Raw genomic sequence first — 13,160 nt, 5'->3', positions numbered from 1 at the left:
GCTCCCCGCGGTGCCGGTCGACCGGGCCGGGGCTCGCCGGTCCAGGATCGTGGTCACGGGGCGGCCTCCCCGAGCGCGCGGTGCACGGCGGCGGCGAAGACGTCGCCGCGGCTGCCGTAGCTGGGGAACATGTCCAGCGAGGCGGCGGCAGGCGAGAGCAGGACCACGTCGCCCGGGCGGGCGAGCGCGGCGCACCGCGCCACGACGTCGTCCATCAACCGGTCCAGCGCAGCCATGTCCCCATGGTCGGCGACGCCCGCGTCGTGGACCGGGACATCCGGTGCGTGTCGTCGCAGGGCCTGCGCGATCTGCTCGCGGTCGGCGCCGAGCAGGACCACGCCCCGGAGCCGCGGCGCGACCTCCTGGACCAGCTCGTCGACCTCGGCGCCCTTGAGCTGGCCGCCGGCCACCCAGACGAGGTGCGGGTAGGCCAGCAGCGCCGCGTGCGCGGCGTGCGGGTTGGTGGCCTTGGAGTCGTCCACCCACGTCAGCCCGTCCCGCTCGGCGACGATGGTGGTGCGGTGCGCCTCCGAGCGGAACCGTCGCATGCCCTCTCGCACCGCGGCAGGCGTGATGCCCGCGGCGCGGGCCAGGGCCGCCGCCGCCAGGGCGTTGGCCACCAGGTGCGGAGGGGGTGCGGCGCTGCCGTCGCCACCGGAGGCCCGGGACAGGTCGGCCAGCGTGCCCAGCTCGGCGGCCGAGGTCGCCCGCTCCTCGACGAAGGCACGGTCGGCGAGGACGTCCTCGACCAGACCGAGCATCGACAGCCCCGGCGTGCCGAGGGTGAAGCCGACGGCCCGGCAGCCCTCGATCACCTCGGCCTCCTCGACCATCGCCTCGGTGCGTGGGTCCTGGACGTTGTAGACGCACGACCGCGCCCGTAGATGCGGGCCTTGGCCGCGGCATACGCCTCCATCGACCCGTGCCAGTCGACGTGGTCCGGCGCGAGGTTGAGCACGCAGGAGGCCAGCGGGCTCATGCTGTGGGTGAAGTGCAGCTGGAAGCTGGACAGCTCCACGGCCACGACGTCGTAGGGGTCCGGGTGCTGCACCGCGTCCAGCACCGGGGTGCCGACGTTGCCCGTGGCGATGGCCCGCAGCCCGGCCGCCTGCAGCATCTCGGTGAGCAGCCGCACCGTCGAGGTCTTGCCGTTGGTGCCGGTGACGACGAGCCAGGGGGCGGCGCCGACCCGCGGGCGCAGCCGCCAGGCGAGCTCGATCTCGCTCCAGACCGGTATGCCGCGGGTCGCGGCCGCGGCGAGCACCGGGTGATCCGGACGCCAGCCGGGTGAGGTCACGACGACGTCGACGTCCAGCGGCTCGCTGCCCGGACCTCCCTCGCCCGTGTCACCCCCCTCCCCCGGGGCGGACGGCCACGCGACAGTGTGCTCCGGCCCGCGCCGCACGTCGGCGCCGAGGATCCCGAGGATCCCGGCCTGGGTCTCCTGCTGCTCGTTGCTGCTGCCGGCGTCGACGACGGTGAGGGTCGCCCCGTGCTGGAGCAGCGCGTCGGCGGCCGCGAAGCCGGTGACCCCGAGCCCGGTCACGAGGACCCGCAGCCCGGCCCAGTCGGCGTCCCGGTGGGTGAGGTCGTCGAGGGAGGCGCTCACAGGTTGGCCACCCACTCGCCGTAGAACAGCCCGAGGCCGACGGCGACGCAGATCCCGGCGATGAGCCAGAACCGGATGACGATCGTCACCTCGGCCCAGCCCAGCAGCTCGAAGTGGTGCTGCAGCGGCGCCATCCGGAAGACCCGTTTGCGGGTCAGCTTGAAGCTCGCGACCTGGATGATGACCGAGAGGGTGATCAGGACGAAGAGCCCGCCGAGCACGGCGAGCAGCAGCTCGGTGCGGGTGGTGATCGCCAGCCCGGCCAGGCCGCCGCCGAGGGCCAGCGAGCCGGTGTCACCCATGAAGATCTTGGCCGGTGAGGCGTTCCACCACAGGAAGCCGAAGCAGGCGCCCGCCACCGAGCAGGCCACGACCGCGAGGTCGAGCGCATCGCGGACGTCGTAGCAGTTGGGCCCGGGCGCGAGCTGGCAGTTCTGGTTGTACTGCCAGATGCCGATGACGGAGTAGGCGGCGAAGACCATGATCGAGGCCCCGGTGGCCAGCCCGTCGAGCCCGTCGGTGAGGTTGACGCCGTTGGATGCCCCGCGATGAGCACGTTGGCCCAGGCGATGAAGAGGATGACCCCGAGCACCGGGCCGGCGAAGGCGAGGTCGAAGGAGGTGTCGCGGACGAAGGAGATCGCGGTCGAGGCCGGGGAGCGGGTGCTGTCACCCCGCAGCAGCAGCGCGGCCAGCGCGAAGACGATCGCGACGACCGTCTGCCCGGTGAGCTTCTCGACCGAGGTGAGGCCGAGGCTGCGCTGCTTGGAGATCTTGGTGTAGTCGTCGAGGAAGCCGATGAACCCTAGGCCGGTGATGAGGAAGAGCACGAGGATCGCGCTGAGGCTGAAGCGGGAGTGCGTGACCTCGAGGATCCCGGTGACGTCGAGCAGGATGAGCAGCAGGTGCGAGAGCAGGTAGCCGACGACCGTGGCCACGATGATGACCGCGCCGCCCATCGTGGGCGTGCCCCGCTTGGTGTGGTGCGAGGTCGGGCCGTCGTCGCGGATGAACTGGCCGTAGCCGCGGCGCACGAGGAAGCGGATGAACAGCGGGGTGCCGAAGAGCGCGCAGATCATCGCCACGGCACCCGCGAGCAGGACGTTGACCATCAGTCGGTCACGCCCGCCAGCTCGTCCCCCAGCACCCGCAGCCCGGAGTCCCGGCTGCTCTTGAGCAGCACGACGTCGCCGGCCCGCAGCTCCTCCTCCAGCAGGGCGCGCGCCTCGTGACGGTCGGCGACCGAGCTCACCCGGGCACCACCACCCTGCTGGTATGCCGTCGCGGCCGGCCGCGCCACCTCGCCCACCGTCAGGAGGTGGTCGACGCCCAGCCGGGCGGCGAGGGCGCCGACACCGGCGTGCTCGGCGTCGCTGTCGGCGCCCAGCTCGAGCATCCCCCCGACCACGGCCAGCGTCCGGCCCTCCGCCCGGCGCATCGCGGCCAGGCTCTGCAGCGCCGCACGCATGGACTCGGGGTTGGCGTTGTAGGCGTCGTTGACGACGGTCACGCCGTCCTCGCGCTCGGTGACCTCCATCCGCCAGCGCGACCGGGGCGTCGCGGCCGCCAGCGAGGCGGCGATCTGCTCCCACGGCATACCCCACTCGTGGGCGACCGCGGCGACGGCGAGCGCGTTGCCGACGTGGTGGACCCCCACGAGCTGCAGCGCCACGCGGAGCCCCGGCTCGGGGGCACCGAGCCCCGGGGCGGTGAGCGTGAAGGTGGCCCGGCCCCGCTCGTCGGTGACGACCTCGGTCGCGCGCAGGTCGGCCCGCTCCCCGAGCCCGACGAGCACGACCCGGGCACCGACGTCGCGGGCCCGGCCCCCCATCGTCTCGACCAGCGCCTCGTCGTCGCCGTTGAGGACCGCGAGCCCGTCCGGCACCAGCCCCTGCACCAGCTCGGACTTGGCCTCCATGATGGCCGCCCGGGAGCCGAACTCCCCGAGGTGGGCGGACCCCACGTTGAGCACGACGGCGACCTGCGGGGGCGCGATCGCGGTGAGGTGGGCGATGTGACCGGCGCCGGAGGCGCCCATCTCGGCGACGAGGTAGGCCGTGTCCTCGGTGAGCCGGCAGACCGTCAGCGGCACGCCGACCTCGGAGTTGTAGGACGCCTCGGGGGCCAGCGTGGGGCCCAGCGCCGGCAGCACCTGCGCCAGGAGGTCCTTGGTCGAGGTCTTGCCCGAGGAGCCGGTGATGCCGACGACCCGCAGCCCGCCCGCGGCGGCGCACCGGTCGACCACCTCGCGTCCCAGCGCCGCGAAGGCGCGGGTGACGGCGTCGTAGGGCGGCCGGTCCGGGCGGGCGGAGAGCCGGTCGGGATCCTCCGGCACCACCACGCAGGGGAGGCCCTCGACGACGCGGTTGGTGAGGGCGGCGAGCGCGCCCCGCCGGGCGGCGGCGTCGACGAAGTCGTGCCCGTCCGCGACCTCGCCGCGGCGCGCGACGTAGAGGGCTCCGGGGCCAGCCTCGCGGGAGTCGGTGACGACCGGTCCGGTGACGCGCAGGTCCTCGGTCCCGGGAGAGCCCGGGTGGACCTGACCACCGGTCACGCGGGCGACCTCACCGAGGGTCAGGGGGATCACCCATCGGTCCTTTCGTCCTTGATGGCGATGTCCCCCAGTGTGTCACCCGAGCCGTCTCCCACCTTCTCGTCGGGGTCGAACTCGATGTCGATCTGCGTCGGTGGTGTGGTGGCGGGCGCGATGCCCTCCTGCTGCAGCGTGTAGCGCATGAGGTCGGCGAAGACCGGCCCGGCGATGACGCCGCCGAACTCGCTGATCCGGGTGGGGCCCTGGATGACCACGGCGACGGCGTACTTCGGGTCGTCGGCGGGGGCGAAGCCCATGAAGGAGGAGGTCACCCCGCCGGAGTAGCGCCCGGTCTCCGGGTCCACCCGGCTCGCCGTGCTGGTCTTGCCCGCGACGTGGTAGCCGGGGACCGCGGCGAGCGGTGCGGTGCCCTCGGTGGAGGGCACCGACTGCATGATGTCGGTGAGGGTCTGGGCGGTCTCCGCGGAGACGACGCGGCGGCCCTCCTGCTGCTCGTCCTCGGTGTAGCGCCCCTCCTCGTCCACCGTGCCGGCCACGATGCTCGGGGGCACCATGACCCCGTCGTTGGCGACCGCCTGGAAGACGCCGAGCTGCTGCAGCATGGTGCCGGACAGGCCCTGGCCGAACATGAAGGTGTAGCGGGTCGTCGCGCTCCAGGTCGAGGGCTCGGGGACGAGCCCTGGCGACTCCCCGGGCAGGCCCAGGCCGCTGGGGTCGCCGATGCCGAAGCGGCGCATCCAGTCGTAGAGCTGCTGGTCGGAGAGCTTCTCGCCGTAGAGGATCGTGCCCATGTTGGAGGACTTCGCCAGCACGCCGCCGAAGGTGAGGTACTCCACCGGGTGCGGCTCCGCGTCCTTGAAGCGGGTCCCGGCCCGGCTCATCGTGACCGGGACCTCGATCGGGGTCTCCACGTCGACGATGCCCTGCTCCAGGGCCGCCGCGGTGATGAGCTTGGACGTGGACCCCGGCTCGTAGACGTCCTCGATCGCCGCGTTGCGCATCTCGTCGGCGTCCTGCGTGCTGTCCGAGGGGTCGAAGCTGGGATAGCTGGTGAGCGCGCGCAGCTCACCGGTCTCGATGTCCATCACCGCGGCGTAGCCCGAGATCGCCCCGGCCTCCTTCACCCGGGTGCGCACCGCGTCGTAGGCGCGCCACTGCAGGTCGCCGTCGAGGGTGAGCCGCAGGTCCTGGCCGGGCTCGGCCGGGTCCTCCTCGTAGACGCCGGTGCTGATCATCTCGCCGTCCCGGCCGACCTCGTAGAGGGCCTCGCCGGGCTCACCCGTCAGCGCCTCTTCGTTGACCAGCTCCAGGCCACCGGCGGGCATGTCGCCGGACCCGACCCAGCCGAGCAGCGGCGCGGTGGACTCCCCCAGGGGGTACTCCCGGCGCATGAACTCCTCGGAGGAGACCCCGCGGATCCCCGCGGCGTTGATCTCCTGCCACTGCTGGGGCGAGGCGTCCGGGACGAGGATGGCGTACTGCTCCCCCAGCGGCTCGGTCAGCCGGCGCAGCACGTCGGCCTCGTCGGCCCCGGTGATGTCGGCGACCACCTCGGCGGCCGCGGCATACCCCTCGCCGACCACCTCGGTGCTGCCGTCGGGACCTTTCTCGGTGCGCTCGTAGTCCTCCACCAGGGTGGGGTCGGCGACGATGCGCCGCCGCTCCACGCTGACCGCGAGGTCCTCGCCGTCCACGTCGGTGATGCTGCCTCGCGCCGCCGGGATGGCCCGGCTCTGCAGCCGCTCCCCCAGGGCCGCCGCGGAGACGCTCGCGGCGTCGAGACCCTGCAGCCGCACCAGCTGGGCGGCGAAGAGGCTGAGGACGATGAGCACGCCCAGCATGAGCGCGCGGGCGCGCCGGGCCGGGTGGGCGACGCCGGCCGCGACCGCGCGGGGAGAGGTCCGTCGACGACCGTTGCGTGGTGCTGCCACGGTGCCTACCCCTTGTCAGTCGTCCTTCGCCGGTGCCGTGCCCGTCGAGGGCAGATCAACGGTAAGCGTGCGCGAGCCGTCCACCTTGGACGCCACGCCGGTGAGGGAACCGTCGGACAGCCGCAGCGTCGCCGTGGACGTGGACGGCACCATCTTGAGCTTGGTGGCGGCCTGGGCGAGGTGCTCCGAGGACTCCTTGCCGGCGAGCTCGTCGGCGAGCGTGACCTTCTCGTCGTGCAGGGCGGTGGCCTCCACCTCGAGGGTGCTCAGGACGTAGGACCCCTCGGCCCGGACCGTGTTGAGCAGCAGCACCGCAGTGAAGGTGAGCGCCACGAGCAGGGCGCACACCAGCCGGAAGCCGTGGTTGGCCGAGGTCGGGGCGGCGTCGACGGCGCGGGCACGGCCCCGCGCCCCCAGGGCTGCGGTGCGGCCGAGCCGGGCGGAGATGGTCATCTGGCTCATCGGTGCTCCTCACGGGTGGGCAGGTGCGGTTGGTCGGGGGTGGTCCGGGTGCGTTCGGCGGCCCGGAGCCGGACCGAGGCGGAGCGCGGGTTGGTCTCGCGCTCGGCAGGACCGGCCTGCTCGGCACCTCGCGTGAGCAGGCGTAGCCAGGGCCGGTGCTCGGGCAGCTCGACCGGCAGCTCCGGCGGGGCCGAGCTGCTCGCGCCGTCGGCCAGCCCACGCTTGGTGATGCGGTCCTCCAGCGAGTGGTAGGACAGGACGGTGATGCGGCCACCCACCCGCAGCGCGCGCAGGGCGGCGGCCAGGCCGTCCCGCCACGTGGACAGCTCGGCGTTGACCTCGATCCGCAGCGCCTGGAAGGTGCGTTTGGCGGGATGCCCGCCGCTGCGCTGCGAGGCCGCCGGGACGACGTCGTGCAGCAGCTCGACCAGCGGTGCCGAGGTCGTGAACGGCTCGCTCTCCCGGCGGCGCACGATGGCGCGGGCGATCGGGCGGGCGAAGCGCTCCTCGCCGTAGTCGCGCAGGATGCGCTCCAGCTCGCGCACCTCCGTGTCGTTGAGCACGTCGGCGGCAGTGCGTCCGGTGCTCTGGTCCATCCGCATGTCGAGCGGGCTGTCCGCGCGGTAGGCGAAGCCCCGGTCCAGCTCGTCCAGCTGCAGCGAGGAGACCCCGAGGTCGAAGAGGACCGCGTCGGCGCCCACCAGGTCGAGCTCGGCGAGCACCTGCGGGAGGTCGTCGCTCACCGCGTGCACCGGGCGGAAGCGCTCACCGAAGGGGGCGAGGCGCTCGGTCGCCAGGGCCAGGGCCTGCGGGTCGCGGTCGATGCCCACGGCGCTCGCGTCCGGGCACGCGCGCAGGACGGCCTCCGTGTGGCCACCCATCCCCAGCGTCCCGTCCACGTAGACCGAGCCCGGGCGCTGCAGCGCGGGGGCCAGCAGCTCGACACACCGGTCCAGCATCACCGGGGTGTGCCGGTCCTGGGTGGGGCGCTGCGCGGCGGCGGCCATGTCTCGTGGTCCCTGGTCGGCGGGCGCCCGCCACCCGGATCCTGGTCCCCCACCGTCCACCGGCGTCCGGCCCGGGGGAAGTCGGGTCGGCTGCCGAGGTGCGTCCCGGCTCCGGGGAAGAGGAGTCGGGGGCACGGCGTGTGCGGACGGGGGGAGGCCGGGGCCCGGGTGGGCCGGCGCTCACATGAGCCCAGGGACCACCTCCTCGGAGAGGTCGGCGAAGGACTGCTCGTGCGCGTCGGTGTAGGACTCCCACGCCTGGGTGTCCCAGATCTCCAGCCGGTTGCCGGCGCCGATCACCGTGCAATCACCGGTGATGCCGGCATACGTGCGCAGCAGTGCGGGCACGGTGACCCGGCCCTGCTTGTCCGGGATCTCGTCCGAGGCGCCGGAGAGGAAGAATCGCTGGTAGTCCCGGACCGTCTTCGAGGAGGTCGGGCTGCTCTGCCACTGCTCGACGAGGCCGTCGAAGTCGGCCTGGGTGAAGACGTAGAGGCAGCGCTCCTGGCCACGGGTGATGACGACCCCGCCGGCCAACCGCTCGCGGAACTTGGCTGGGAGGATCATCCGGCCCTTGTCGTCGAGGCGGGGCGTGTAGGTGCCGAGGAACAGCACGTGCACCACCCCTTTCACGCGATCCGGTGCGGACGACTCCCAGTGCGCGCCACTCTACTCCACTTTCCCCCACTCTGGCGAGCACTCGGGTCCGATGGTGCCAGATCGCGGGCCATCGACGCAGGTCAGAGGGGGTGGTGCGAGGTGGAGGGAGATTTTGCGCCGGACCGGCGCGCGGTCACCGCGGTCGCAGGTCCTGACGGCCACCGCCCGCATCGCCGCAGGTCACAAGCTGGCGACACATTCAATGGGCCGCAGCAGGCGGCCCTCCCGGTCCGGGGTGGGGCGATGTGGAGGACCAGGGTCCGCGGGCGGCCGGGAGGCCTGCCGTGCGGCCTGCGCGGCGGGAGTTTGGCAGGATCGGGTCATGTCTGCGATCTCTCCCGCGCCCGACACCGTCGACCTGGACGCCGTGAAGGCCGTCGCCGGCTCTGTGCATCGCGCTGTCGCCACCGTGATCGAGGGCAAGGACGAGGCGGTCTCCACCGCGGTGACCGTGCTGCTGGCCGAGGGGCACCTGCTGGTCGAGGACGTGCCCGGGGTCGGCAAGACGATGCTGGCCAAGGCGCTCGCCCGGGCCATCGACTGCCGGGTGAGCAGGGTGCAGTTCACCCCGGACCTGCTGCCGAGCGACATCACCGGGGTCAGCGTGTTCAACCAGGACACGCGTGCCTTCGAGTTCCGCCGCGGCGCGATCTTCGCCAACGTCGTCGTCGGGGACGAGATCAACCGGGCGTCGCCGAAGACGCAGTCGGCGCTGCTGGAGTCGATGGAGGAGCGGCAGGTCACCGTGGACGGGCAGACCTACGCCCTGCCCCGCCCCTTCCTCGTCATGGCCACGCAGAACCCCATCGAGATGGAAGGCACCTACCCGCTGCCCGAGGCCCAGCGGGACCGCTTCATGGCCCGGATCTCGATGGGCTACCCCGCCGCCGCCTCGGAGATGGCGATGCTCGAGACGCACGGTGCCGTGAGCCCGCTGGAGGGGCTGAGCGCCGTGACCACGGCGGCCGACGTGCAGCAGCAGATCGAGAACATCCGGAGACTGCACATCTCCGCCGCGCTGCGGCAGTACGTCGTCGAGCTCATGGCGGCCTCCCGCGCGCACCGGCTGCTGCGGCTGGGGGCCTCCCCGCGCGCCGGGCTGCAGCTGCTGCGGGCCGCGCGGGCGCACGCCGCCCTCGCCGGGCGCGACCACGTGCTGCCCGAAGACGTCCAGACGGTCGCCGTCCCCGTCCTCGCCCACCGCGTCCTGCCCACGGGTGAGGCGTCGCTGGCCCATCGCGGCACGGAGGACATCGTGCGCGACCTGGTCGAGCGCACGGCCGTGCCGTCCGGACGCTGACCGAGAGGTGCCAGGGGCATGACGACGTCCGGCTCCCCGTGGGGGCTGCTCACCGCGCGCGGCAAGGTCTTCGCCGTGCTCGGGGTGCTCCTCGTCGTGGCCGGGACCTTCCTGGGCTACGAGGACGTCACCCGGGTCGGGCTGGCGCTGCTGCTGCTGCCCGTCCTCGTGCTGCTGCTCATGCCGCGACGTCCCCCGCGGCTCACGGTGTCCCGCGAGGTCACCCCCCAGCGGCTGACGCCCGAGGAGCGCGGCGAGGTCGAGGTCCGGTTCCGCAACGTCGGTGCCCGTTCAGCGGTCTACCTCGCCGAGGAGCACCTCGACTACCAGCTCGGCGACCGGCCGCGCTACATCCTGCCCCGGATGAGCACCGGGGAGGAGCGGCGGCTGCGCTACACCGTCCGGTCCCGGCACCGCGGCGCGTATGCGCTCGGGCCCATCGTGCTGCGGCAGCGCGACCCCTTCGGCCTGACCTTCCGCACCCTGCACCTGTCCTCCCGCACCGAGCTGCTGGTGCTCCCCCGCGTGGTGTCCCTCGGTGACGACCGGCTTCGGGGCAGCTCGCGCGGCAGCGAGGGTGAGATGCCGCAGATGATCGCGCTGCACGGGGAGGACGACGTCAGCATCCGCTCCTACCGGGACGGGGACGAGCTGCGCCGGGTGCACTGGCCGGCGACGGCACACCGGGGCGAGCTCATGGTCCGGCAGGAGGACCGTCCCGCCCGACGCCGGGCCGTGCTGCTCCTGGACTCCCGGGCCGACGCGCATCCCGGGACCGGGATGCGCGCCTCCTACGAATGGGCGGTCAGCGCGATCGCCTCGATCGCCCGACACCTGGTCGCCGACGGCTTCGTCGTGCACCTGCTCGCCGACGAGACCCTGCGCGACGGGAGCGCCGAGCACCAGGTCGAGCTCGGCCCGCTCATGGACACCCTCGCCCGGGTGCAGCCCGAGGAGGACGCCCGGCTCGACCGGGTCGCGGCCGCCGCCTCCTCCTTCACCTCCGGCGGGGTGCTCCTGATCGCGGCGGTCGTCGCCCACGACGATGCCGCACTCCGCTCGTTGGCCTCCGTCCGGCAGCCGGGCTCACGCGCCATCGCCTTCGTCCTCGACCCCGCCCGGTTCGGGGCGGATCAGGGCGGCTCCAGCCCCACCGACAGACCGACCGGCGTGCTGGCGGACGCCGGGTGGCGCACCGTGACGGTCGGGCCCCATACCGAGCTCGCGCAGGCGTGGGTCTCGCTGCGCCAGGTTGCCCTGGGCAGGTCGGCATGAGGCTCGACGACCGGGCGTGGTGGGAGCGCGGCCTGTGGGCCGAGGGCTTCGTCGCGGCCCTCGCCACGCTGGCGGTCGCGTGGCCGCTCACCGACCTGCTGCGCGAGGAGATGTGGGTGGTGCCCGCGGTCGCGATGGTGGTCCTGGTGGCCCTCACCGGCGCGGTCCTGCGCACCCTCGACGCACCGCCGACCGTGGTGGCCCTGGGGCAGCTCCTGCTCGGGCTGGCCGGCCTGGTGGCGCTGTACCTGCGGGACACGCTGTGGCGCGGGGTCGTCCCGACGGGAGCGACGCTGGACCGGGTCGCCACGTTGCTGCAGCAGGCCGGTGCCGTCCTGCAGACGTATGCCGCGCCCGCGCCGACGACACAGGGCGTCGCCTTCCTCGTCGTGGCGGTGCTCACCCTGACCGCGGTCTCGGTGGACTCGATGGGGGTGACGGGGCGGGCGCCGGCGAGCGCGGGCATACCGCTGGTGGCGGGTTTCCTGGTATCGGTCTCCAACACCGGGCAGGCGATGGAGCCGTGGTACTTCGCCGCCGTCCTCGTGATGTGGCTGCTCATGCTCGCCCAGCAGGGGCAGCGCCTCACCCTGGCCTGGCCTACGGCGAACCGCCGGGAGTCCCGCGGCGGCGACGACGTCGCCGCCGGCCCCCGCACCTACCGCGGCCTCGCGCAGGTCGTGGGTGCGCTGACCCTGGTGGCTGCGGTGCTCGGCGCCGCCTTCCTGCCGCACCTGCCGCCCACCTTCTTCGGCGACGGGCTGGCCCGCAACCCCGACGCCCGCGACGCCGACGGCGACACCGGTGAGGTGTCCTTCACCGAGACCATGGACCCGGCGCAGGACCTGCGCAACCAGTCCCGCGCCCCGGTCGTGACCTACCGCACCAACGCCGTCTCCGTCCAGCCGCTGCGGGTCACGGCCACCGAGCGCTTCGAGGACGGTCGCTGGGTCGCGCCGGAGCGGCTGAGCTCCGGCCTGCTGCCGCAGGGCGCACCACTGCCGGCCCCCCCGGGGCTCGGCGACGGCGTCCCCCTGACCGAGTCCGAGTTCAGCGTGCTCGCCAACGAGCTGGAGCCCCCGCACCTCGCAGCGCCGAGCCCGTTGGCCTCGCTGGAACTGCAGGGCGGCGCCTACCGCTACGACCCCCAGGACAGCACCGTCGTCGTGCAGGGTCGGGTGGGCCGCTACGACGCGACCTACCTCAGCCTGGAGTCCGGCGGCGAGCTGCCGCAGGGGGTCGGTGAGACCCCCGCGGACCCGGAGCAGTTCGACGGCGACCTGCTCGACCTGGACGAGGACTCCGCCGAGGCGGTCGGCGCCCTCGCGGACGAGGTCGTGGGCGCGGAGGACAACGCCCTGCGGGCGGGGGTGCTGATCCAGAACCACCTGCGCACCGACGGCGACTACGAGTACTCCCTGGAGCTCGCACCGGCTGCCGAGGTCGGCGCCGAGGACCCCATCGGCGCCTTCCTGGAGACCCGGCAGGGCTACTGCGTCCAGTTCGCGAGCGCGATGGTCATGATGGCCCGCTACGAGGGCATCCCGGCCCGGATGGCCGTGGGCTTCCTGCCCGGGACCACGCAGGACGACGGCACCCGGCAGGTCATCGCCTCCGACGCGCACACCTGGCCCGAGCTGTGGATCGAGGGTCTCGGGTGGACCCGGTTCGAGCCCACGCCCGGCATACGAGCGGGCACCCCGCCCGCCTACGCGCGCTCCACCGACGAGCCCGACACGGCGCCGAGCACCGCCACCGTGCCGCAGGAGATCACGCCGACCCCCGAGCCGACCGCCGCGCCGGCGCCCGCCGACCCGACCGTCCTGGACCGGCTCGGCGACCTGCTGCCCACCGTGCTGCGCGCGGTGGTGGCCCTGGTCGGCCTGGGCCTGCTCCTGCTGGTGCTGCCGCTCGCCGGACGCCGACACCGGGAGGCTGCGCTGCGGGCCGCGAGCACGCCGGCCGAACGGGTCGAGGGGCAGTGGCAGCTGCTGACCCGCTCCCTCACCGACCTGGGGGTGGACCCTCCTCCCGGTCGGAGCCCGCGCGAGCTGCGCCGCCACTACCTGCGGGCCACGGCGATGGAGGAGGACGGCCAGCAGGCGCTCGGCCGCGCCACGGCAACGCTGGAGCGCACCCGGTATGCCGCGCCGGACCTCGTGACCGACGACGAGGCCGAGCGGATGGGCGAGGAGGTCCGGACCGTGGTCGACGGGGTCCGGCACACCTCGGCGTGGAACCAGCGGGCCGGTGCCGCCCTGGTGCCGGGCAGCGGTGTCGAGGGGCTGCGCGAAGGCGTGCGTCGGCTGCTGCGTCGCTGACGGCAGGAGCACCGGACCTCCCTCGGGTGGCGCTCGTGGGTG

At 73.7% G+C, this 13,160-nt stretch carries 8 protein-coding genes and 2 pseudogenes; 3 read left to right on the top strand and 7 right to left on the bottom strand.

The features are described from left to right. Positions 1 to 53: 53 nt before the first annotated feature. The 7 genes and pseudogenes from murD to mraZ all read right to left on the bottom strand — a co-directional run bounded on the left by murD (position 54) and on the right by mraZ (position 8,174). Positions 54 to 1,609, bottom strand: a pseudogene (gene murD, locus FU792_RS04995) (UDP-N-acetylmuramoyl-L-alanine--D-glutamate ligase). Then, positions 1,606 to 2,720: pseudogene (gene mraY, locus FU792_RS04990) on the bottom strand (phospho-N-acetylmuramoyl-pentapeptide-transferase). Before mraY ends, murD begins: the two co-directional pseudogenes overlap by 4 nt. Beyond that, a complete protein-coding gene (locus FU792_RS04985; RefSeq protein WP_022924839.1) occupies positions 2,720 to 4,195 on the bottom strand; it encodes a UDP-N-acetylmuramoyl-tripeptide--D-alanyl-D-alanine ligase in 1,476 nt (491 codons plus the stop codon). Before FU792_RS04985 ends, mraY begins: the two are co-directional and overlap by 1 nt. Further along, entirely contained in the window at positions 4,192 to 6,093 is a 1,902-nt protein-coding gene (locus FU792_RS04980) for a peptidoglycan D,D-transpeptidase FtsI family protein (RefSeq protein ID WP_149814584.1), read from the bottom strand. Before FU792_RS04980 ends, FU792_RS04985 begins: the two co-directional genes overlap by 4 nt. A gap of 15 nt (positions 6,094 to 6,108) precedes the next feature. Continuing rightward, positions 6,109 to 6,555, bottom strand: a complete 447-nt coding sequence (ftsL, locus tag FU792_RS04975) for a cell division protein FtsL (RefSeq protein WP_022924841.1) — start codon at positions 6,553 to 6,555, stop codon at positions 6,109 to 6,111. Continuing rightward, a complete protein-coding gene (rsmH, locus tag FU792_RS04970; RefSeq protein ID WP_022924842.1) occupies positions 6,552 to 7,562 on the bottom strand; it encodes a 16S rRNA (cytosine(1402)-N(4))-methyltransferase RsmH in 1,011 nt (336 codons plus the stop codon). Before rsmH ends, ftsL begins: the two co-directional genes overlap by 4 nt. Before the next feature lie 180 nt (positions 7,563 to 7,742). Beyond that, positions 7,743 to 8,174: a division/cell wall cluster transcriptional repressor MraZ gene (gene mraZ / locus FU792_RS04965; protein WP_028130992.1), complete on the bottom strand. Its 432-nt coding sequence runs from the start codon at positions 8,172 to 8,174 to the stop codon at positions 7,743 to 7,745. A 370-nt stretch (positions 8,175 to 8,544) separates the two neighbouring features. Between mraZ and FU792_RS04960 the strand changes: the two genes are divergently transcribed. Genes FU792_RS04960 through FU792_RS04950 form a run of 3 tightly spaced genes read left to right on the top strand, consistent with a single transcriptional unit; the run spans position 8,545 to position 13,118 of the window. Next, the gene (locus FU792_RS04960; protein ID WP_022924844.1) at positions 8,545 to 9,522 is read left to right on the top strand and encodes an AAA family ATPase; all 978 of its coding nucleotides are present in this window, start codon (positions 8,545 to 8,547) and stop codon (positions 9,520 to 9,522) included. 18 nt (positions 9,523 to 9,540) lie between these two features. Then, positions 9,541 to 10,797: a DUF58 domain-containing protein gene (locus FU792_RS04955; RefSeq protein ID WP_022924845.1), complete on the top strand. Its 1,257-nt coding sequence runs from the start codon at positions 9,541 to 9,543 to the stop codon at positions 10,795 to 10,797. Continuing rightward, positions 10,794 to 13,118 (top strand): transglutaminase TgpA family protein, encoded by a 2,325-nt coding sequence (locus FU792_RS04950; RefSeq protein ID WP_022924846.1) that lies wholly within the window; start codon positions 10,794 to 10,796, stop codon positions 13,116 to 13,118. Before FU792_RS04955 ends, FU792_RS04950 begins: the two co-directional genes overlap by 4 nt. The last annotated feature ends 42 nt before the right edge of the window (positions 13,119 to 13,160 follow it).

Origin of the sequence: Serinicoccus marinus DSM 15273 (genome assembly GCF_008386315.1) — a bacterium.
In the GTDB taxonomy this organism is placed as follows: Bacteria; Actinomycetota; Actinomycetes; order Actinomycetales; family Dermatophilaceae; genus Ornithinicoccus; species Ornithinicoccus marinus.
The sequence above is the reverse complement of the archived record's forward strand: the minus strand, read 5'-3'. Positions and strand labels throughout refer to the sequence as shown.